Origin of the sequence: Afipia felis ATCC 53690, from assembly GCF_000314735.2 — a bacterium.
In the GTDB taxonomy this organism is placed as follows: Bacteria; Pseudomonadota; Alphaproteobacteria; order Rhizobiales; family Xanthobacteraceae; genus Afipia; species Afipia felis.
This window is the reverse complement of sequence record NZ_KB375270.1, coordinates 452586-473360: the sequence shown is the minus strand read 5'-3', so window position 1 is coordinate 473360 and position 20775 is coordinate 452586. Positions and strand designations below refer to the sequence as shown.

Here is a 20775-nt window from a genome sequence, read left to right as displayed (position 1 = left end):
GAGCGATGCTTGCTGAACTGAATCGCACGCAGCGATGGAACCTGTCGCTCGTGGTTTGGAGTTGACGGCCTGACGTGACGCAACATTCGCGCAATACGCCGCAATTCTATCTGACGGCGCCGACACCCTGCCCGTATCTCGAAGGGTTTCAGGAGCGCAAGGTCTTCACGCATCTGGTCGGCGACAAAGCGGGCGAGCTGAACGATCTGCTCACCCATGGCGGGTTCCGCCGCAGCCAGTCGATCGCCTACCGCCCGGCCTGCGATCTATGCCGCGCCTGCGTCTCGGTCCGTGTCATCGCCGACGAATTCCAGCCCTCGCGCAATCTGCGCAAGGTGCTCCATCGCAACGCCGACCTTGTCGGCGAGATGCGTGAGGCGATCCCGACCTCCGAACAATACTCAATCTTCCGCGCCTATCTCGACTCGCGCCACCACGACGGCGGCATGGCCGACATGACCGTGCTCGACTACGCCATGATGGTCGAGGACAGCCACGTCAGTACCCGCATCGTCGAATATCGCCGCCGCACCGCCGACACCGGCATCACCGGCAAGGGCGGCGACCTGATCGCTGCCGCGCTGACGGATATTCTCGGCGATGGCTTGTCGATGGTCTATTCGTTCTTCGAGCCGGGTGAGCACGACCGTTCGCTCGGTACCTTCATGATCCTCGACCACATCGCCCGCGCTCGCAGCATGGGGCTACCTTACGTCTATCTCGGCTACTGGATCGATGGATCGGCCAAGATGGGCTACAAGGGCCGCTTCCTGCCGCAACAGCGCCTCGCACCGAGCGGCTGGCTGCGCGTCGATGTTTCGGGCGCGGTGGCACCCGAGCCGCAGGATTAGCGATCATGCCCGCGACATTGCGGGCATGATCGAAGCAATCACGCAGCACGCAAATCCGTCACCGCCTGCAACGCATTGGCGACAGCCTTCTCGCGCTGCTCGGGGCCCGTCTGGATTCCCTCCGCGAGGATGATCTCGAGATCGGTCACGCCGATGAAGCCGAACACCCATCGCAGATAGGTTTCGAGATGCTCGCCCGCCGCAGCGGGTGTATCGGCGCCGTAGAAACCGCCGCGTGTGATGGTCACGATCACGCGCTTGCCTTTCGCCAGCCCCTCCACGCCTGTTTCCGAATACTTGAAGGTCTTGCCCGCGACGAGAATGCGATCGATCCAGGCCTTGAGCTGGCTCGGGATGGTGAAATTGTACATCGGCGCGCCGATCACCACGATGTCGGCGGCGAGGAATTCGTCGAGCGCCGCGGCGCTCGCCGCGACGTCGGCGCGCATCGTGGCCGTTTCAGGCGTAGCGCCCTGAGCAGCCGCCAGATGTGCGCCGGACAGATGCGACAGCGGCGCAGAGGAGATGTCGCGATACGTCACCTCAAGGCCCGGCGTAGCCTTCCGCAGCCGCTCCACAGCAGCGGCGGACAACTGACGGGAGACGGAATGGCCACCAAGAATGCTGGCGTCGATATGGAGGAGTTTCATTGTAGTCACCTTTTGTATCTAGTATCAATTTGATACCAACACTATATGAGTGACTGACGCAAAACCCCGCAAGAAGGCACATTTTCAGAACCCGGATACATCCATGGCACGAAAGCACACCGATGTGACTGCCCCGCCCGCCGAGCACTTGCCCGGCGATTGCAAGGCGGTGGGCTCCATTCTGGCGCGCGTCGGCGACAAATGGAGCGTGCTGGTCATCATGTTGCTCGCCGGCGGCCCGCGCCGCTTCAACGAGATCAAGCGGATGATCGGCGGCATCTCACAACGGATGCTGACGCTGACATTGCGCGGACTCGAACGCGACGGTCTGGTCAACCGCACCGTGTTTCCGACCATTCCACCGCGCGTGGACTACGAACTCACAGCCCTTGGCCAATCATTGAAGACGCCGGTCGAGAATCTCGGCCAGTGGGCGTTCTCCAATTTGCCGGAGATTGAAAGCGCGCGCGCGAAATTCGACGGCAACGCTGCGAGCGATTAGTCGTCGCTCAACTCAACCGCGTCGCATCCCGCATAGTGAGCCATGAGTTGCGCGATACCCGGCGCGAGCGTCCATTCGTCGCGTGCGCGCTATTGTTTTTTTGTATCGCATCGTCATTCAATGCTGCCCTGAGGAAGATTTAAAATCTCGACGACTTATCAGAGGGGCAAGCATGTTCAATCGACATTCCGGCATAATCGCAGCACTCGCTTTCAGCCTGGTCGCCGTTCAGCCGGCGTTTGCGGCATCGCAAGACAAGTACGATCTGCCCGAGCCATTTTTGAGCATGGAGAAAACCTATCTGAAGGAAACGCCCGACCTTCAGAAGGTGATGGATGTCATGATCGCCACTGAGGAACGACAGGTGAAGGACCCAACGCAGGATATCCTTCACAACCGGCTCTGCGCCGCGTTCGTCTACAAGATGGCGATGGACCAGAAGATGCCTGCTGCCGACCGGCGGCTGGCTCTCGCGGGCGACATCCTGCACAACATCGCCAAGGAAGAAAAAGAATCGGTACTGACCAATCCCGGGCAACTCTCTAAGGCGCGCGACATGGTCGCCCGGCTCCGAAAGGCCGGCTACCTGAAAAATTCTCCGAACTTCTGGAACGACGAAAGCGTCTTCACGAATCCCAAGATCGGCGACAACCACGCGCTGATCCACAATATCACCGGCGCGGTAATGGCAGGAGACCTGCTGAGGCAGGTCGGCGGCTATTCGGACGGAGAGATCGCAACCATCGAGGCCGCGGTCGTCGAACATTCCACCGGCTACTGGTACTTCCGCGCTTCAATCGACAAGGCTGCGGGCAAGAAAGGCGCGTGGGAAACTGTCTACCCGGAGCCGGAAAACGACATCGCCAAGTTCACGCACGATGCGGACCTGATCTCGCAGTTCGTGCCTGAATCGGTCGTGCCCGACGGCAGCAAGTGGCGCGGGCTTGCGAAAAAGCGCTGGGGCGCCAAGACGCCCCAGGAAGAAGGGCATATCGTGTATTACGTCTTCCAGCGCCTGTTCGACGAAGCCAAGACTCCGTCAGGCAAGGAAATGGCGCGCGAGCGCTGGAATCAGATCGCCCCTGCCCTCATCAAGCTGATGGGTTTGAAGGAAGGCGATGATCCGATCAAGATTCTCGGCGTACCTTCGGTGTTCGCAAGCTGAGCTGTCGCACTTCATGACGCAAGCGGTGTTCGGTTTCGCTACGAGCCAGTGACGAAATCGAATACCAGCTTGGCGTTCAACACGATGACCACGATCGCCGTGATCGCGGCGGCCGCGGTGAGCCATCGCGGCGCGACGAAAACACCCATCTTGGCGCGGCTGCCGGTGAACATCACCAGCGGCACGATGGCGAACGGCAGTTGCAGGCTCAGCACCACCTGACTGAGGATCAGCAGTTCGCCCGAGCCTTTCGCGCCGTACCAGATCGTCACAAGCGCCGCCGGCACGATGGCGATGGCGCGTGTGATGAGACGCCGCAGCCATGGCGCGATGCGGATGTTGATGAAGCCCTCCATCACAATCTGGCCGGACAGCGTCGCCGTCACCGTCGAATTCAGCCCGCAGCACAACAGCGCGACACCGAACAGTGTCGGTGCCCAGCTTGAGCCCAGCATCGGCGCGAGCAGCGCGTGAGCGCGATCAAGCTCGGCAACCTCATGCTGACCTGCGACATTAAAAGTCGCGGCGGCTAAAATCAGGATCGATGCGTTGATCGTGAGCGCAAGGCAGAGCGCGAAGGTGGAATCGATCGTCGAGAGCTTGATCGCTTCGCGCTTGTCCGCTTCGCTCGGCCCATAACCGCGCGTCTGCACCAACCCCGAATGCAGATAGAGATTGTGCGGCATCACCGTGGCACCAAGGATGCCGAGGGCGAGATAGAGCATGTCGGGATTACGCACGATCTCGACGGTCGGCGCGAAGCCCTTAATGACCGCGCCCCAGTCCGGATTTGCGAGCGCGATCTGGATCGCAAAGCACGCCGCAATCACGCCGAGCAGCGCGACGACGAATGCCTCCACCCACCGGAAGCCGAGCGCCTGCAAGGCGAGGATAAGAAACACATCGAGCGCGGTGATCAGCACGCCGATCTCGAGCGGAATGCCGAACAGCAGGTTGAGGCCGATAGCGGTGCCGATGATCTCCGCAAGGTCGGTGGCGCTGATAGCGATTTCCGCGAACAGCCACAGCGGCCACGATACCCATCGCGGATAGGCGTCACGGCAGGCCTGCGCCAGATCCCGCCCTGCGCCGACGCCAAGGCGCGCGCACAACGACTGCAGGATAATCGCCATGATGTTGGAAATCAGCGCGACCGAGAGCAGTGCGTAGCCGAACTTCGAGCCACCCGCGAGCGAGGTCGCCCAGTTGCCGGGATCCATGTAGCCGACAGCGACGAGGTAACCGGGCCCGAGGAACGCCACCAGCTTGGCCCAGAAAGAGCCGCCCTGTCGGACCTTAATCGACCCGAACACATCGGCCAGCGACGGCTCGCGGTTGGGCGCGCGCCAGCCATCAGCGGCGGCGACGGTCGGTCTCGCCGGGGGGTGAGTCTGTGCATCCATGCCCACAGCATGCATGAGCGCAGACCTAGATGCAAGTGATTTGCAGAAGCGTTAGCTGGCGGTTTCGTCGTCGCCCGGCTGCTTCGGCGCAATCGGAGTAAACAGGCAGCGGTCCGGCTTGAGGTCGATCAGCGGGGTTCCGTCGAGGCAATCCAGCCCCTGCACCGTCACCATATTCCCCTCCACCCGCACGAGCTTCGCAACCGACGTGCCGATCGGGTTCGGCCGCACCGGAGAGCGCAGCGAGAAGGTTCCATGTACCTCGCCATTACTGGCCGGGCTCTGCAACACAAGGTCGCGCCGCGACTGGTCGAGCCAGTACAGCACTTCGACGGTCGAGTATTTCTCCAGTCCCTTCAGCGCGGGCACCCATGGCTCGAAGATTTCGAGGTGGCATTCAGGCCCGTCGTGCCGTCCCTGCCGCGGCGTCATCATCCGGTCGGTCCATGGCGTGTGAATGCGGCCGATAAAGGTGAGGCCTGCATCTGTCGGCGATGGCGGCGTCACGGCGACTTCGCCTTCGCGGATTTCATTCAGACGAACCATAGCGCTCTCCTGCATTGCGCAGAGAGGATTGCCGCAACTCGCCTGCTCTCGCAAGCGGCCGCGGCAATGGATCGCTTATGCGATCCCCTTGCCGAACTTGTTCGACTTCGGGAAACCCTTCGGCGGCAGGCGACCGGCGTCGGCGCGGTTGCCGCGCCACTCAGTCAGTTCTTTCCACGTCGCCGAGAATTCGCGCCCGGCGGAATCCTTCCACGTCAGGCCATCCTTCGCGGTGAAGGTGGTGATATCCGACAGACCGCCATCCTTGTAGCGCTGTAGGCGCACACCCTTGCCACGCGCCATCTCCGGCACCTGATCGAGCGGGAAGACCAGCATCTTGCGGTTCTCGCCGATTACCGCGACGGTGTCGCCGTCGACGCGCGTAAGCGCAGCCGCTTCGTTCGGCGCACTGACGTTGAGCACCTGCTTGCCTTTGCGTGTGTTGCCGACGCAATCGTCCTCATTGACGACGAAGCCCTGCCCGTCGTGGCTCGCAATCAGGAACTTGCGCCCACCGGTATTGACGAACAGCGACACAATGTTCGCATCGCCCTCGAGATCAATGTACATGCGAATCGGATCGCCGTGACCGCGTCCGCCCGGCAGCTTCTGTGCATCAAGCGTGTAGAAACGGCCATTGGTGGCGAGCGCCAGCAGTTTCGAGGTCGACTCCGCGAAGAAAGCAAAGCCGAGCTTGTCGTCCGTCTTGAAGGACAGGTTCGACAGATCCTCGACATGGCCTTTGAGCGTGCGAACCCAGCCCTTGTCGGACACAACGACAGTGACCGGCTCGCGCTCGACCAGCGCTTCCTCGATGGCCGCGAGATCGTGCTCCGGCGCGTCGGCGAACTGGGTGCGGCGCTTGCCGAGCGGCGTTTTCGGCCCGAACAGCTCGCGGACCTTCTTGACCTGCTCGCCGACCTTCTTCCACTGCTCGTCTTCGGACGCGAGCACGGCCTTGATACCTTTCAGCTCGTTGCGAAGATCCTTGTCCTCGCCGCGAATTTCCATCTCCTCCAGCTTGCGCAAATTGCGCAGCCGCATATTGAGGATGGAATCGGCTTGGATATCGGTGAGTTTGAAGGTCTTGATGAGGACGGGCTTCGGCTCGTCCTCGGTGCGGATGATCTTGATGACCTTGTCGAGGTTCAGGTACGCGATCAGGTAGCCGCCCAGCACTTCGAGCCGGTGCTCGATCTGGTTCTTGCGATAGTTGGCGCGGCGCACCAGCACGTCGCGCAGATGGTCGAGCCACTCGCGCAGGCATTCGGCGAGGCCCAGCACCTTGGGAATGCGGCCCTTCACCAGCACGTTGAGGTTCAGCGGAATCCGGCTTTCGAGATCGGTCTGCTTGAACAGCGTCTCCATCAGCACGGCCGGATCGACATTCCTCGATTTCGGCTCGATGACGATACGGATGTCCTCGGCGGATTCGTCGCGGATGTCGCCGACCAGCAGCAGCTTCTTCTCGTTGAGAAGCTCGGCGATACGCTCGATCAGCCGCGACTTTTGCACCAGCCACGGAATTTCGGTGACAACGACATTCCAGGTACCGCGCGCACCGTCTTCCTGATGCCATTTGGCGCGCACGCGGAACCCGCCGCGCCCGGTAGCGTAGGCCTCCGCGATCGACTCCTGCGAGTCGACGATGATGCCACCGGTCGGAAAATCCGGACCCTTGACGTAACGCAGCAGGCCGCGCGTCTTGGTCGCGGGTTTGTCGATCAGATGCAGCGCGGCGTCGCAAAGTTCGGCGGCATTGTGCGGCGGAATCGAGGTGGCCATGCCGACCGCAATGCCCTGCGCGCCATTGGCGAGCAGATTGGGAAAGCCGCCCGGCAAGACCACCGGCTCTTTGTCGCTACCGTCATAGGTCGGACGGAATTCGACCGCGTCCTCATCCAGCCCTTCGAGCAGCAACCGCGCCACAACGGTGAGGCGCGATTCGGTGTAACGCATCGCCGCCGGGTTATCGCCGTCGATGTTGCCGAAATTGCCCTGCCCGTCCACCAGCGGATAGCGCGAGGAGAAATCCTGCGCGAGGCGCACCAGCGCGTCATAAATCGCCTGGTCGCCGTGCGGGTGAAATCCGCCCATCACGTCGCCGACGATCTTGGCCGACTTCTTGAACGGCGAGGCCGGATCGAGCCGCAGCAGCCGCATACCGTAGAGGATACGCCGGTGGACCGGCTTCAGCCCGTCGCGCGCGTCCGGCAGCGCCCGGTGCATGATGGTGGAGAGCGCATAAGCGAGATAGCGCTCTTCGAGCGCCTCGCGCAGCGCGACTTCCTGAACGTCCTGCGGTTCGGGGGGAATCAGTGTCTTGCCCATGCCGCTGGGGTTAACGCCTGCCGCTGAAGGGGACAAGGATGGAATGAGGCCGCCGAATCATCCCGGCAGGCGGTCATTTTCCGACCCGCGGTCCTCGGCTCCGAATGACAAAAGCGGCTGCCCTGATATTGTCAAAGAGTTCCAGTTCCATGGAACCTGAGCGGACCGGATGGGTTACCGCCCTGAAAGGACCCACAGGAGGAGAAAAATGAAACGTGTCGTTCTGACCGCCATTGCCGCAGCCGTCATCGCAGGCGCCGCCAGCCTGGCCAGCCCGCGTGCCGAGGCCATGACGCTTCCGGGCATCACCGGCGCGCCGTCGACCCAGGCAGAGAGCGTCGCCCTGGTCTGCCGCCGCGTCTGGAACGGCTGGCAGTGGGTGCGTAGCTGCTACCGTACCGGCCCGCGTTATTATGGCCCGCGTCCTTACTACGGCCCGCGCCCCTATTATGGTGGTCCGCGCTATTATCGCCGTTGGTGAGCACCACAACTTATTTTACGAAACGGGCCGGATATTTTCCGGCCCGTTTTTCGTTTGGATCGCGTTCACCCGGCGGCCAATTGAACCCAGGAGCGAGCCACTGCGGCGATGAAACCGCCCCGTGCATCGGAATGGCCCTGCCCGCGCGGCTCCAGCACATTACGCAGCAGGAACAGCCCGGTCAGCCGGAAACCTTCCATCATGTCCCGCTCGGTATCCACCCCACTCGCCTCATGGCCTGCACGCAGGAATAGCGGCAGCGGCAACAGCCGTTCGCGCCAAGGCTCTCCGGCGGCCTGCGATACCGCGCGGCCGGATTTAGGCGATACGTAGATCAGGTCGGCTTGCGTCCCCGTCGCGGCGCAACTCGACAGATCGAGGCCGAAACCTAGCTCGTCCAGCATCGCCATTTCGAAACGCACGACGTGCGTGGCTGCGACGACAGGCTCATCGAAATCGTCCAGGATCGTTTCCAGCATGTCGTAAATGCCGTCATGCGGGTCACGCTCCGGCAACAGCCGCGCCAACGCTGCAAGATGCGTGATGCCATAGGCGGCATGGGGGCACGCCAGCATGGTCGCCGCGCGCAGCCGCGTCCCCTCCATCGCGTAATAGCCAAGATGCTCGTCGAGCCGGGCGCGCCAGACCGCGCTGACCGAATTACCCGGCTGCAGCAGCGGCCGCATCCGCGTGCCTGCCCCGCCGCGCACCAGACCGAGATGGCGGCCGTGGCTGCGCGTCAGCAGTTCGACGATGGCATTGGATTCGCCATGCCGCCGCGTGCCGAGGATGATGCCTTCGTCGGTCCATTCCATGAATCGATCTTACACGATCCGGCGGAAAATCGCCTCGCGGCTCTCGCCCTCAGGCCAGAATATCGACCGAGGATACCGTTCCCTGCACACGCTGGAGCGCGGCGAGCGTTCGCGACAGCGCCGCCTCCGCCGCGCTGTCATTCCGCCACCGGGCACCCGCAATTCCGTCGCGCAGCTTCGCGAAGGCATCGACCGGCGTATTGTCGATCTGCTCGCCTCCAGCCTTGGACACCGTTGTTCCATCGACCTTCAGCCGCGCCGACGGCGGCGCCATGATGGACAACAGGCTGCCGGTCTCGTCGAGGTTGAGTTCGCCACTGCGGATCATCCGGTTCACCGCGTCGCGCATTTGCGCCGGTGTCATGTTCGAAAAATCATAACGGCTGGTCCCCGACGCCGTGCCTGAGCCCGTCGCAGCCTGAGTGCCAGACGTATCCTGCTCCTCCGACGCAGAACGCGTCACGGATGCCAGCACGGCGAGCGTGGGCGACGATGTCGAAGACTGAACCTGCATTCCCGATCCCCTCGGCGTGGTGCGATAGGATTACTTCAAGCAAATCACGAGCCAAACGATCGGGTCATCTGTTTCAATGACATACGGCGCCAGCGCAGTATGTCCGCGAGATTTTGACGCGGCAGATTTTACCTGCGATGGGCAATATCTCGCACTACGATCTCACGAAGCGCCGAGAAACGTCAGGACTGAAACCAGCCCTCGGCGTCGCCGGTGAAGGACTGATAGATCCCGAAACCCGTCAACACCGTCGAGCCGATATCGAGCACGTTTGCGAACGACCAGCCCTCATGACGCAGCACGCTGACGAGCGTGAGGATCGACAGGCCGAGCGACACCATCAGAACCAGCCGTGCCCAGTTGCGCCGCCGATGTGCCGCAAGCCACACCAGATGGCAAAACAACAGGATCAGACTCGCGCTGAAAATCGCGGAGGCCGCCACCGTGATGCGTGGCACGTCTTCGGGGATCTGGCGCAAGGGAAACGAAAGCGTATCGAGAAGCAGCGAAGCATAAAGGCAGATTTCAAAACGCCGCACGTTCTCCGGTACAACAGGCTCAAAGCCTTTCATTCCTTCGGAAACTCCAGTCCCATCTCCCGATAACGCTCGGGATCGTCGCCCCAATTGTCGCGTACCTTCACGAACAGAAACAGATGCACTTTCTGTCCAAGAATGTCGGCGATCTCCTTACGGGCATCCGCACCGATCGCCTTGATGGTGGCGCCGCCTTTGCCAAGCACGATTTTTCGCTGGCTGTCGCGCTCGACGAAGATGGTCTGCTCGATACGAACGGATTGGTCCTTCAGTTCTTTCCAACTGTCGGTTTCCACCGTCGATTGATACGGTAATTCCTGATGCAAATTCCGGTAGATTTTTTCGCGAGTGATTTCCGCGGCCAGATGACGCAGCGGTGCATCCGACATCTGGTCTTCAGGATAGTGATAAGGCCCCTCGGGCATCGCCTCCGCCAGCGCACGGCGCAGATCGTCGACACCGTCGCCCGACATCGCCGAGATCATGAAAGTCTGCTGGAACGCGATCCGCTCGTTGGCTGTCTGCGCCAGCGCAAGAAGCTTCTCGCGTGCCACAAGATCGATCTTGTTGATGACGAGAAATTTCGGATGCTTGACGCCTTCAAGCTTGGCGAAGATCGACTCCGCCTCCTCATCAAGTCCGGCGCGTGCATCGAGCAGCACGCAGACCATGTCGGCGTCATGGGCCCCGCTCCACGCGGTCGATACCATCGCGCGGTCGAGACGCCGCTTCGGCTGGAAGATGCCGGGCGTATCAATCAGCACGATCTGCGCGTTGTTCTCGATGACGATGCCGCGGATCAGTGCGCGCGTGGTCTGCACCTTGCGTGAGACGATGGTGACTTTCGAGCCGACCAGTGCGTTGACCAATGTCGATTTGCCGACGTTCGGTGCTCCGATCAATGCGACGAAGCCGCACCGCGTCGGTGTATTTTGTTCTGACAATTCAGGCATCCTTGCCGCCGGATACGCCTTCGCGGCTCAATAACGCGGACGCAGCCGCTTTTTCTGCCGCGCGCTTGCTTGAGCCGATGCCTTCCGCCGAGGCGAGCCCCGGCAGATCGACCGCAACGCGGAAGCGCGGATCGTGATGTGGGCCGGTGCGCTCGACCTCGCGATAGACTGGCGTCGGCAATCCCTTGCCCTGCGCCCATTCCTGCAACACGGTTTTCGGATCGCGCAGCGGTCGCACCGGGCGGCGCATGCGCTCGGTCCAGTTGCGCATCACGAACTGCTCGGCCGCGCTATAGCCACCATCGAGGAAGATCGCACCGATCACGGCCTCGCAGATGTCACCGACGATGCTGTTGCGCAGCCGTGCACCGACGCCCGCCCCCACCGTGCCGAGCTTGATGTTCTCGTGCAGCCCGAGCGACTTCGCAACATCGACGCAGGCTTCCTTGCGCACAAGGTCGGCGAGACGCTTGGACATCTCACCCTCGTCCGCCTTCGGGAAGGCGCCATAGAGCATGTCGGAGACGATCAGCCCGAGTACGTGATCACCGAGGAATTCCAGCCGCTGATAGCTGTCGGTGCGGTTCTGCGAGGGCTTGAGCGCGGAGACGTGTGTCAGCGCGGTTTTCAGAAGCGCAGGATTCTTGAAGGTATGGCCGATGCGCTCTTCAATCTCACGCACCAATGCCTTCGCGCTTGGCCGGCGCGGCTTCTTCGGCTTGCCTTCCGCCGCAGGCGTATCCGCCTCGACCTTGCGTTCGGACGCCTTGTCGATTGGCTTTTCAACCGTCTTGGCCGCCACGGGCTTTGCCTCGGGCGGCTTGTCGTCCTCCACCGGCGCTGCGCTCAAGACGTCGCCTGTCATCTGACGACCGAGAACAGGCGGCTCCAGCGCACGCTGACCGGCCAGCGCCAGAACTGCCACGCCTGCTCACCCCTATCAACGGAGAAGAAAATCACCTGGGCGCGGCCGATCAGGTTCTCCTCCGGCACATACCCCACGCCCGACGACACGCGGCTGTCGCTCGAATTATCGCGGTTGTCGCCCATCATGAAGTAGTGGCCTTCCGGAACGACGTAGACGGCGGTGTTGTCGTAATAGCCGTTATCGACGCAATCGAGGGTCTTGTAGGTGACGCCGTTCGGCAGCGTCTCCTGCCACTGCTTGACGCGCGCGGTCGCATCTCCCGACCCGCACGGGTCCTCGCCGACGAAATCGGCGACACGCTCGCGCTTCACCGGCACGTCGTTGATGTAGAGCAGCCCCTCTTTCATCTGGATATGATCGCCCGGCAGGCCGATCACGCGCTTGATGTAGTCGATGTTGTCCTCGCGCGGAAAGCGGAACACGACGACGTCGCCGCGCGTCGGCGATGAGCCGAAGATGCGGCCGGAAAACAGTGGCGGCGAAAACGGCAGTGAGTAATGGCTGTAGCCATACGAGTACTTCGAGACGAACAGATAGTCGCCGACCAGCAATGTCGATTCCATCGAGCCCGACGGAATGTTGAAAGGCTGGAACAGGAAGGTACGGATCACCGCCGCGATGATGAGCGCGTGGACCACCACGCGGATCGCCTCGCCAATCCCACCTTCGGATTTGGTGCCGGATGTCGTGCTCATTCGTCTGGATTCCTTGAAACGGCGGGCACGGTATGGACCGAAGCACCTGGGCCGGGTTTTAGACGTTTGCGGCATCTGGCGCAATCAACGGCGGCGCCGCAATCCACCAAACGATTGATATTTCTTTGGAATTAAGGCTAGTGGAGATAGGCACCCGAACTGGCGCTATGTGGCTGAAGCCTTTGGAACCGCGGAAATGATGACAAAGGCCTGCGCCAGTGGCCAGTCGTCAGTAATCGTAAGGTCGATCCGCGCCTCATGGCCAGAGGGGAGCAGCGCCTCGAGCCGCGTCAGCGCCCCGCCCGTCAACTGCATGGTCGGTCGGCCACCGGGGAGGTTCACCACCCCCATGTCCCGCCACCACACCCCTTCCCGGATACCGGTGCCCAACGCCTTGGCGCAGGCCTCCTTGGCCGCAAACCGCTTTGCATAAGTCGCGACGAACGCCCGCGGAGCCTTCGCCCGCCGCTGCGCCTTGGTCTGCTCGACCTCGGTGAAGATGCGGTCGATGAACCGCGCGCCGTGGCGCTCCATCACCTGCTCAACCCGGCGGATATCGATGGTGTCGGACCCGATCCCGAGAATCATGCCTGCCCTGCCTTGGCCCGGCCACGCGCCATGGCGGCGCGCATGGTGCCGATGGCCTGTGCGAGGCCGACAAACAGCGCCTCGCCCATCAGGAAATGGCCGATATTCAGTTCGACGATCTGCGACAGCGCCGCGATCGTCTCGGCGGTTGCGTAATCGAGGCCGTGACCTGCATGAACTTCGAGGCCCAGCGAATGCGCAAGCCGCGCGCCCTCGACGATCCGCTCCCACTCGGCATCGGCCTTGCCATTTCTCTCAGCTAGCGCGTCGCACCATGTGCCGGTGTGAATCTCGATCACCGGTGCTTTGAGCCGCGCGGCCATCTCGATCTGTGCCGGATCGGGCGAAATGAAAAGCGACGTGCGGATGTGCGCCTCGTTGAACCTCGCGATGGCGGGCGCAAGCGCTGCCCGCTGCCTCACGACGTCGAGGCCGCCCTCGGTGGTCAATTCCATCCGACGCTCGGGCACGAGGCACACCGCATGCGGTCTGGTCGCGAGTGCGATGCCGACCATCTCATCGGTCACCGCCATCTCGAAGTTCAGCGGCTTTGAAATCTCCTGCTTCAGCCGCGCCATGTCGGTATCACGGATATGGCGGCGATCCTCGCGCAGATGCGCGGTGATGCCGTCCGCGCCCGCCTCGATCGCCAGCAGCGCCGCGCGGACCGGATCTGGCAGAATACCGCCCCGCGCATTGCGCAACGTGGCAACGTGATCGACATTAATCCCAAGGCGGATCGGCGAGACAGACATCGAGATGTTCCGGAAAGTTAGCCGTTGACCCGTTCAACGCTCGCGACCACGGCTTTCGCGCGCAACTGGTTGATGATCCCGTTCAGATGCTTGAGGTCGTAGACCTCAAGATCGATGATGAGATCGGTGAAGTCCGGCGAGCGGCGGCTCATGCCGATATTGTCGATGTTGCCGTCATGCTCGGCGATCACGCCCGCGATCTGCGCGAGACTGCCCGGCTCGTTGACGTTCTGCACGTGCAGCCGCGCGGGAAAGCGCCGCGTCGCGCTTTCCTCGATGTCCCAGCGCACGTCGACCCAGCGTTCGGGCTCCTCCTCGAAATCCTTCAAGGCCGGCGCCTGGATCGGATAGATGGTGATGCCCTCGCCCGGCGTGACGATGCCGACGATACGATCGCCCGGCACGGCGCCGCCGTTCGGCGCGAATTTGATCGGCAGATCGGAATTGATGCCGTGGATCGGAATCGCCGTGCTGGTGGTCGTGGCTTCGGACGTCTTGCTCTTCGCGGCGGCGCCCTTGATGCCGCTGAGGCGCGCTTCTTCCTTGTAATCAGGATACATTGCACGGGCGACGTCGGCGGCCTTCATTTCGCCGCGCCCGACCGCCGCCATCACTTCCTCAATGGAGGGACGCGCGAGACGCGGCAGCGCTCCCTTGAGCTTGTCGTCGGCGTAAATGATCTTCGCCCGCGCGAACAGACGTTCGACGATGCGCCGCCCCAAACCTGCATATTGATCGCGCACGGCCGCGCGGGTGGCGCGGCGGATTGCGGCTTTCGCCTTGCCGGTAACGGCCAGCGCCTCCCAGGCGGAAGGCGGCGCGGATTGCGCGCGAGAGGTCAGCACCACGACCTCATCGCCGTTATGCAGTTCCGACGACAACGGCGAGAACTGGCCATTGATCTTGCAACCAACCGCGCTGTTGCCGACATCGGTGTGCACGGCATAAGCGAAGTCGATCACATTGGCGTGGCGCGGCAGCGCGATCAACTTTCCCTTCGGCGTGAAGCAGAACACCTGATCGTGGAACAGCTCCATCTTGGTGTGTTCGAGGAATTCCTCCGGGTTGGCACTTTCCGCCAGCATCTCGATGGTGTGACGCAACCAGGCGAAGGCATTCGATTCCCGCTTCAGCATCTCGGTCGGAGAATCCACGCCCTCCTTGTAGAACGAGTGCGCGGCGATGCCGTATTCGTTGACCCGATCCATCTCCTCGGTGCGGATCTGCAGTTCGACACGCTGATTACCGGGACCGATCACGGTGGTGTGGATCGAGCGATAATCGTTCTGCTTCGGCGTCGAGATGTAATCCTTGAAGCGCCCCGGCACGACCGGCCAGGTGGTGTGCACCACGCCGAGCGCCCTGTAGCACTCCTCCGGCGTCCGCAGGATGACCCGGAAGCCGAAGATATCGGACAATTGTTCGAAATTGACCGACTTGCGCTCCATCTTCACCCAGATGGAGAACGGCTGCTTGCGCCGGCCCTTCACCACCGCCTCGAGGCCATGCGCCTCCAGACTCGCGGACAACTGCGCTTCGATCTCACCGATCAGGTTGCGGTTGAGTTCGGTCAGCGCATCGAGCCGCTGCGTAACCACCGCGCGCGCATCGGGATCGAGCACCTGAAACGACAGGTCCTCCAGCTCCTCGCGCATTTCCTGCATGCCCATGCGGGCAGCGAGCGGCGCGTAGATGTCGAGCGTCTCCTCGGCGATGCGCTGCCGCGAAGCCGGTGGCATGAACTCCATCGTGCGCATGTTGTGCAGCCGGTCGGCGAGCTTCACCAGCAGCACACGCACGTCGTTCGAGATCGCGAGCAGAAGCTTGCGCAGGTTTTCAGCCTGCTTGGCCTCGCGCGAGACGAGTTCGAGCCGCTTCAGCTTGGTCAGTCCCTCGACCAGCGCGCCGATCTCGGTGCCGAACAACTGATCGATTTCGACGCGGGTGGACTCGGTGTCCTCGATCGTGTCGTGCAGCAGCGCGGCCACGATGGTGGCGTCGTCGAGCTTGAGGTCGGTCAGGATCGCCGCAACCTCGAGCGGATGGGAAAAATATGGGTCGCCCGACGCACGCTTCTGCTCGCCGTGGGCTTTCATGGCGTAGACGTAGGCGCGGTTGAGGAGATCCTCGTCGGCATGGGGATTGTAGGCCCGGACCCGGTCCACCAGATCGTACTGGCGCATCATCTTCGGCCGAGCGCGCGCGGGACGCTTGGGCGCAGCCGCGGCTTCCGCCGTATTGGCGCTCGCCTGCATCTGACCTGCGCTGCGGCGTCCAGCCGACATCTTAAAAACCACCCTGTCCGGATTCGGGATTATCTCCTGAATGAGAATATCGCCGTCCCGGGTTCCAACCGCAAGAAAGCCTGCCCTAAAATCTTGAACAGGATCAAAACAAAAGACCATGAAAACAAAAAGCCCGGGGTCTACCCCCGGGCCTTTGTCCATCATTCCGTCCGCGGCCCGCTTTCGGGCCGGTCGGGTATCCCGTTATTCGTCTTCCTCGGGCTGCTCTTCCGGCGGCGCGAGGCCTTCCAGACCCTTGAGCAGCTCCTCTTCGGTCATGCGTTCGACGGCCACCTCGGTGTCGTCGGCATCGACACTGGCGCCGGCCGAGCCGATCAGCGGGATCGTATCCGGCTCCGGCTCGTCCACCTCGACGAACTTCTGCAGCGAGTGCACGAGTTCTTCCTTGAGGTCTTCCGGAGCAATGGTCTGGTCCGCGATTTCACGCAGCGACACCACCGGGTTCTTGTCGTTGTCGCGGTCGACCGTGATCGGCGAGCCGGACGAGATCATGCGCGCGCGATGCGCGGCAAGCAGCACGAGATCAAACCGGTTATCGACCTTGTCGATGCAATCCTCGACGGTAACGCGCGCCATTATGCCGCTCCGTAAAAACAGGCTGAAAAGTTTGTTGCGATGCCGCACTGAATACAAGGAATACGCGAGAATCGCAACCGGCAAATTCCCTCCGAAATTGCTAGCTTTTTGTGGCGGAACCGCGGCCTGTTGACGATCCATTCAGCTTATCGGAACGCCATGGCTACCTGGAGTAGTTTTCAGCGGATTGTGCTTTGACCGGCCAAGGTTTTGCTTCATTGCACAGTCACTGTATCGTCGTGAAGCACCTGCGCGAAATCAACGCGCCAAAAACAACCTTAGAAAACGAACGAGAAATCTTTTGATGACATCGCCTGCTCATAAAATTGCGCTTTTCATTGATGGGGCCAATCTCTACGCAACCGCCAAAACTCTCGGGTTCGATATCGACTATAAGCGTCTGCTACTTGAATTTCAGAACCGGGGGACGCTGGTTCGCGCGTTCTACTACACGGCCATCATCGAGGATCAGGAATACTCATCGATCCGCCCGTTGATCGACTGGCTCGATTACAACGGCTACACCGTCGTCACCAAGGCGACGAAGGAATTCATCGACGCCAGCGGCCGCCGCAAGGTGAAGGGCAATATGGACATCGAACTCGCCGTCGATGCCATGGAGCTTGCGGAGCACATCGACCACATGGTGCTGTTCTCCGGTGACGGCGATTTCCGCTCTCTGGTCGAGGCCGTGCAGCGGCGCGGCGTGCGCGTCACCGTGGTGTCCACCATCTCCAGCCAGCCGCCGATGATCGCGGACGAGTTGCGTCGCCAAGCGGATGTCTTTACTGATCTGGTCCAGCTCCAATCCAAGCTCGGCCGCGATCCGGGCGAGCGCACCACGTTGCGCGAGCCTCGGGAGCGCCAGCACACGCCGCAATTCCTGCAGCGGAGCACGAGTACGATTGCACCGCGGGCCGATGAAGAAGAGTACGACGACTAAACCAAAATCCGACCCGAGGCCCAAGGTAAAACCCAAGGCGGCCTCGGGTCATTCCGCTTCTACTTCCCCCCAATCCCGTCCCGACCGCGACTGTCCCCTCTGCTCCCGCCTGGTCGCCTTCCGCGAGGACAATCGCGCAGCACATCCCGATTGGTTCAATGCGCCCGTGCCGCAGTTCGGCCCGATCGCGGCACCGCTGTTGATCGTCGGTCTCGCGCCTGGCCTGCAAGGTGCCAACCGGACCGGACGCCCTTTCACCGGCGATTATGCCGGTGATCTCCTCTACCAGACCCTGCTCGATTACGGTTTCGCTGCCGGCACGTATCAGGAGCGTCCCGACGACGGCCTGAAGCTGACAGGCTGCCGCATCAGCAACGCGGTGCATTGTGTGCCGCCGCAGAACAAGCCAACGACGGCGGAGATTCATACCTGCCGCCGCTTCCTGATCGAGACCATCAAGGAGATGCCGCGCCTGCGCGCCATCGTCACGCTTGGGCGCATCTCGCATGACTCGACGCTGAAGGCGCTAGGCCTGGCGCTGCGCACAGCACCCTTCAAGCATGGCGGCGAATTCCAGCATGACGCGATCCGCCTGTTCAGCAGCTATCATTGCTCGCGCTACAACACCAACACGGGCGTGCTGACTCCCAAGATGTTTCAGGCGGTGTTTTCGAGCGTGCGGGCGTATCTCGATCGCTAGACGGGATTTGCCCTGAGCCACGCCAGCACGTCGGCTGCGTTGCGATCCGGCGGAAACACCGGATAGAAAACATGGGTGATGACGCCCTCGTCCGCTATCAGCGCGAGCCGCTTCAACAAGGTCTGCCCCGCGACATCCATCGTCGGCAGCTTCAAGGCCCGCGTCAATTCGAGCTTGTGATCCGACAGCACGGCAAACGGCACGTGCAACCGTTCAACCATTTCGCGCTGGTAATCCGTGGTCTGGGTGGACAGGCCAAACACGCGGCCAGCACCCGCCGCCTTCAAATCGCTTGCAAGATCGCGGAATGAACAAGTCTGCGGCGTGCAGCCGCGCGCACCCGGGATCATATCCCAGTCTTCGGTCAGGCCGATCTTGCCGGGTTCACCCGTGCGCGGATAGGCGAACACCACGATCCGGCCGGGCTGCCGCAACAGCACGATGCTTTCGCCGTTCGTACCGGTCAGCGCTATTTCGGGAAACCGCTGGCCTGCAAGATGCGCGGCCGCGCCGTCGTCTTCCGGAGCAGGAATCGCACTCCAGTCGACTCCCATCAGGTTTGGCTGGTTCATCGTCGATGCTCCTCTGTCACATCCTCTGATGGCGAGGAGCACTGACGACGATCAGCGCCACTCATCCCCTCGCCCGCAGCAACCGGCTCTTTTCACGCGACCAGTCGCGTTTCTTTTCCGTTTCCCGCTTGTCGTGCAGCTTCTTGCCCTTGGCGAGCGCAAGTTCGAGCTTCAGCCGGCCCTGCTCGTTGAAATACATCTTCAGCGGGATGAGGGTCATGCCTTCGCGCTCGATCGCGCCGATCAACCTGTTGATTTGCCGCTTATGCAGCAGCAATTTGCGCGGCCTGCGCGGCTCGTGGTTGAAACGGTTCGCCTGCAAATATTCGGGGATGTTGGCGTTGACGAGCCAAATCTCCCCGCCCTTCGAATCCGCATAGGACTCGGCGATGGTACTTTTGCCATTACGCGCCGACTTCACCTCGGTGCCGGTGAGCATCACACCGGCCTCGATGGTGTCCTCGATCGAATAGTTGAATCGCGCCTTGCGGTTCTCCGCAACGACCTTGATCGGGCGTTCCTTTTTCTCAGCCATTGCAGCGGTTTCGAATCATAGGCGTCACTTCGCCTTCAGCAGGTCACGGATTTCCGTGAGCAATTCCTGGTCCTTCGTCGGCGCCGGGGGCTCGGCCGGCTTGGCCTCATCCTTGCGCTTGAGCTGGTTGATGAGGCGGATCACGATGAACAGCACGAAAGCGACAATCAGGAAGTTCAGCGTCACGGTGAGGAAGCTACCCCAAGCAAGCACGGCACCCTGCTTCTTGGCATCCGCCAGGTTGGTCGCGGTAACGGCTTTCGAGAGGCCCGTGTAATAGTTCGAAAAGTCGAGGCCACCGGTGATCGCGCCGATCACTGGCATAATGACATCACCGACCAGAGACGTGACGATGGCACCGAACGCCGCACCGATGATGACGCCGACCGCGAGGTCGACGACATTGCCCTTCATTGCGAACTCGCGAAATTCCTTGAGCATCGAATCCTCTCCTTTTCGACCAAAGCAGCGAACGGTGTTCTCTAAAGTATTCTAGTTCAGCACCCCGGCATGGACCATCGCATCGCGAATGGCCCTCCCAACGAGCGGCGTCACCGGCATCAACGGCGGACGAACCTCCTCCTCCAGCTTGCCCAACAGCTTGAGACCGTGCTTGGCCCCTGCAACGCCGGGCTCCTTGAAAATGGCGTCATGCAATGGCACCAGCCTGTCCTGAATCTTCAGGGCGCCCGCGTAGTCCCCTTTGAAAACAGCCGCCATCAGATCGGCGCATGGCTTCGGCGCGATATTAGCCGTGACGGAGATACAGCCATGCCCGCCCGCAGCCATATAGGCGAGCGCAGTCATGTCCTCGCCCGACATCTGGATGAAATCCGGTCCCATGGCGTGACGCTGCTGCGACACGCGCGCGAGATTGGCTGTCGCATCCTTCACGCCCGCGATGTTCTTCAATTCGAACAGCCGTGTCATCGTCTCGACCGAGAGATCGACCACCGAGCGCGGCGGAATGTTGTAGATGATGATCGGAATGCCGATCGCATCGTTCACCGCCTTGAAGTGGTGATACATCCCCTCCTGCGTGGGCTTGTTGTAGTAAGGCGTCACGACCAGCACGGCGTCCGCGCCGGCCTTCTCCGCGTGCCTTGCGAGCGCGACCGCTTCCGTGGTCGAGTTCGAGCCGGCACCGGCGATCACCGGTACGCGGCCCTTCGCCTCCTGCACGCACCACTCGACCACCTTGTTGTGCTCGTCGTGGTTCAAGGTCGGGCTTTCGCCGGTTGTGCCGACAGGAACCAGGCCGTTCGAGCCCTCTGCGATCTGCCAGCTGACGAGTTGGCGCATAGCCTCTTCGTCCAGGCTGCCGTTTTTGAAAGGGGTGACCAAGGCCGTAAAGGAACCCCGAAGCTTGTTCTTGGTCACCGACATCATCTTTCTCCACGCAGTCCTTAAATCCGGCTCACCGAGCCCGG

24 protein-coding genes are annotated in these 20775 nt (G+C 61.8%); 6 read left to right on the top strand and 18 right to left on the bottom strand.

Annotation, left to right across the window (positions count from 1 at the left end; all coding sequences use genetic code 11):
- Window positions 1-74 precede the first annotated feature (74 nt).
- Window positions 75-851 (top strand): arginyltransferase, encoded by a 777-nt coding sequence (locus tag HMPREF9697_RS02445; protein ID WP_002715561.1) that lies wholly within the window; start codon window positions 75-77, stop codon window positions 849-851.
- A 38-nt stretch (window positions 852-889) separates the two neighbouring features.
- Here the strand turns inward: HMPREF9697_RS02445 and HMPREF9697_RS02440 are convergent, their stop codons facing one another.
- Window positions 890-1501, bottom strand: coding sequence for an FMN-dependent NADH-azoreductase (locus HMPREF9697_RS02440; protein ID WP_002715560.1), 612 nt, complete (start codon window positions 1499-1501; stop codon window positions 890-892).
- Between the two features lie 103 nt (window positions 1502-1604).
- Here HMPREF9697_RS02440 and HMPREF9697_RS02435 point away from each other — a divergent pair, with 103 nt between their 5' ends.
- Both HMPREF9697_RS02435 and HMPREF9697_RS02430 read left to right on the top strand, forming a co-directional pair.
- Entirely contained in the window at window positions 1605-2003 is a 399-nt protein-coding gene (locus tag HMPREF9697_RS02435; protein WP_002715559.1) for a winged helix-turn-helix transcriptional regulator, read from the top strand.
- Window positions 2004-2175: 172 nt separating this feature from the next.
- Window positions 2176-3168 carry a hypothetical protein gene (locus HMPREF9697_RS02430; protein ID WP_002715558.1) on the top strand — a complete coding sequence of 331 codons (993 nt, stop codon included), beginning with the start codon at window positions 2176-2178 and terminating at the stop codon, window positions 3166-3168.
- Between the two features lie 38 nt (window positions 3169-3206).
- Here the strand turns inward: HMPREF9697_RS02430 and HMPREF9697_RS02425 are convergent, their stop codons facing one another.
- The 3 genes from HMPREF9697_RS02425 to parC form a co-directional block, all read right to left on the bottom strand.
- Window positions 3207-4571: an Nramp family divalent metal transporter gene (locus tag HMPREF9697_RS02425; protein ID WP_040308087.1), complete on the bottom strand. Its 1365-nt coding sequence runs from the start codon at window positions 4569-4571 to the stop codon at window positions 3207-3209.
- Window positions 4572-4622: 51 nt separating this feature from the next.
- Window positions 4623-5117, bottom strand: coding sequence for a tRNA (N6-threonylcarbamoyladenosine(37)-N6)-methyltransferase TrmO (gene tsaA / locus HMPREF9697_RS02420; protein WP_002715556.1), 495 nt, complete (start codon window positions 5115-5117; stop codon window positions 4623-4625).
- A gap of 75 nt (window positions 5118-5192) precedes the next feature.
- Window positions 5193-7448, bottom strand: coding sequence for a DNA topoisomerase IV subunit A (parC, locus tag HMPREF9697_RS02415; protein ID WP_002715555.1), 2256 nt, complete (start codon window positions 7446-7448; stop codon window positions 5193-5195).
- Between the two features lie 208 nt (window positions 7449-7656).
- Between parC and HMPREF9697_RS02410 the strand changes: the two genes are divergently transcribed.
- Window positions 7657-7929: a hypothetical protein gene (locus tag HMPREF9697_RS02410; RefSeq protein WP_002715554.1), complete on the top strand. Its 273-nt coding sequence runs from the start codon at window positions 7657-7659 to the stop codon at window positions 7927-7929.
- Window positions 7930-7994: 65 nt separating this feature from the next.
- Here HMPREF9697_RS02410 and recO read toward each other — a convergent pair whose 3' ends face one another.
- From recO to rpoZ, 10 genes are all read right to left on the bottom strand, one after another.
- Window positions 7995-8744: a DNA repair protein RecO gene (gene recO, locus HMPREF9697_RS02405; protein ID WP_002715553.1), complete on the bottom strand. Its 750-nt coding sequence runs from the start codon at window positions 8742-8744 to the stop codon at window positions 7995-7997.
- Window positions 8745-8793: 49 nt separating this feature from the next.
- The gene (locus HMPREF9697_RS02400) at window positions 8794-9258 is read right to left on the bottom strand and encodes a hypothetical protein (RefSeq protein ID WP_002715552.1); all 465 of its coding nucleotides are present in this window, start codon (window positions 9256-9258) and stop codon (window positions 8794-8796) included.
- A gap of 182 nt (window positions 9259-9440) precedes the next feature.
- Window positions 9441-9830, bottom strand: a complete 390-nt coding sequence (locus tag HMPREF9697_RS02395) for a hypothetical protein (protein ID WP_002715551.1) — start codon at window positions 9828-9830, stop codon at window positions 9441-9443.
- Window positions 9827-10747, bottom strand: coding sequence for a GTPase Era (gene era, locus HMPREF9697_RS02390; RefSeq protein ID WP_002715550.1), 921 nt, complete (start codon window positions 10745-10747; stop codon window positions 9827-9829). The genes HMPREF9697_RS02395 and era overlap by 4 nt, the downstream gene beginning before the upstream one ends.
- Window positions 10740-11612, bottom strand: coding sequence for a ribonuclease III (gene rnc, locus HMPREF9697_RS02385; protein WP_002715549.1), 873 nt, complete (start codon window positions 11610-11612; stop codon window positions 10740-10742). The genes era and rnc overlap by 8 nt, the downstream gene beginning before the upstream one ends.
- A complete protein-coding gene (gene lepB, locus HMPREF9697_RS02380) occupies window positions 11609-12370 on the bottom strand; it encodes a signal peptidase I (protein ID WP_002715548.1) in 762 nt (253 codons plus the stop codon). The genes rnc and lepB overlap by 4 nt, the downstream gene beginning before the upstream one ends.
- A 165-nt stretch (window positions 12371-12535) precedes the next feature.
- Window positions 12536-12958: a holo-ACP synthase gene (gene acpS / locus HMPREF9697_RS02375; RefSeq protein ID WP_002715547.1), complete on the bottom strand. Its 423-nt coding sequence runs from the start codon at window positions 12956-12958 to the stop codon at window positions 12536-12538.
- A complete protein-coding gene (locus tag HMPREF9697_RS02370; protein WP_002715546.1) occupies window positions 12955-13713 on the bottom strand; it encodes a pyridoxine 5'-phosphate synthase in 759 nt (252 codons plus the stop codon). The genes acpS and HMPREF9697_RS02370 overlap by 4 nt, the downstream gene beginning before the upstream one ends.
- 17 nt (window positions 13714-13730) lie before the next feature.
- Window positions 13731-15998: a RelA/SpoT family protein gene (locus HMPREF9697_RS02365; RefSeq protein WP_040307776.1), complete on the bottom strand. Its 2268-nt coding sequence runs from the start codon at window positions 15996-15998 to the stop codon at window positions 13731-13733.
- A 204-nt stretch (window positions 15999-16202) separates the two neighbouring features.
- Window positions 16203-16595, bottom strand: a complete 393-nt coding sequence (gene rpoZ, locus HMPREF9697_RS02360) for a DNA-directed RNA polymerase subunit omega (RefSeq protein ID WP_002715544.1) — start codon at window positions 16593-16595, stop codon at window positions 16203-16205.
- Window positions 16596-16899: 304 nt separating this feature from the next.
- On the opposite strand from rpoZ, the gene HMPREF9697_RS02355 reads away from it, so the two are divergent.
- Both HMPREF9697_RS02355 and HMPREF9697_RS02350 read left to right on the top strand, forming a co-directional pair.
- Entirely contained in the window at window positions 16900-17538 is a 639-nt protein-coding gene (locus HMPREF9697_RS02355; protein WP_002715543.1) for a LabA-like NYN domain-containing protein, read from the top strand.
- The gene (locus HMPREF9697_RS02350) at window positions 17516-18238 is read left to right on the top strand and encodes a uracil-DNA glycosylase (protein WP_002715542.1); all 723 of its coding nucleotides are present in this window, start codon (window positions 17516-17518) and stop codon (window positions 18236-18238) included. Before HMPREF9697_RS02355 ends, HMPREF9697_RS02350 begins: the two co-directional genes overlap by 23 nt.
- On the opposite strand, the gene HMPREF9697_RS02345 is transcribed toward HMPREF9697_RS02350, so the two are convergent.
- From HMPREF9697_RS02345 to dapA, 4 genes are all read right to left on the bottom strand, one after another.
- On the bottom strand, window positions 18235-18810 hold the full coding sequence (locus HMPREF9697_RS02345) for a peroxiredoxin (RefSeq protein ID WP_002715541.1): 576 nt from the start codon (window positions 18808-18810) through the stop codon (window positions 18235-18237). The genes HMPREF9697_RS02350 and HMPREF9697_RS02345 overlap by 4 nt on opposite strands.
- 61 nt (window positions 18811-18871) lie before the next feature.
- A complete protein-coding gene (gene smpB, locus HMPREF9697_RS02340) occupies window positions 18872-19345 on the bottom strand; it encodes an SsrA-binding protein SmpB (protein WP_002715540.1) in 474 nt (157 codons plus the stop codon).
- Window positions 19346-19369: 24 nt separating this feature from the next.
- On the bottom strand, window positions 19370-19786 hold the full coding sequence (gene mscL, locus HMPREF9697_RS02335) for a large conductance mechanosensitive channel protein MscL (protein WP_002715539.1): 417 nt from the start codon (window positions 19784-19786) through the stop codon (window positions 19370-19372).
- Between the two features lie 51 nt (window positions 19787-19837).
- Window positions 19838-20731, bottom strand: a complete 894-nt coding sequence (gene dapA, locus HMPREF9697_RS02330; RefSeq protein ID WP_002715538.1) for a 4-hydroxy-tetrahydrodipicolinate synthase — start codon at window positions 20729-20731, stop codon at window positions 19838-19840.
- Window positions 20732-20775: the final 44 nt, after the last annotated feature.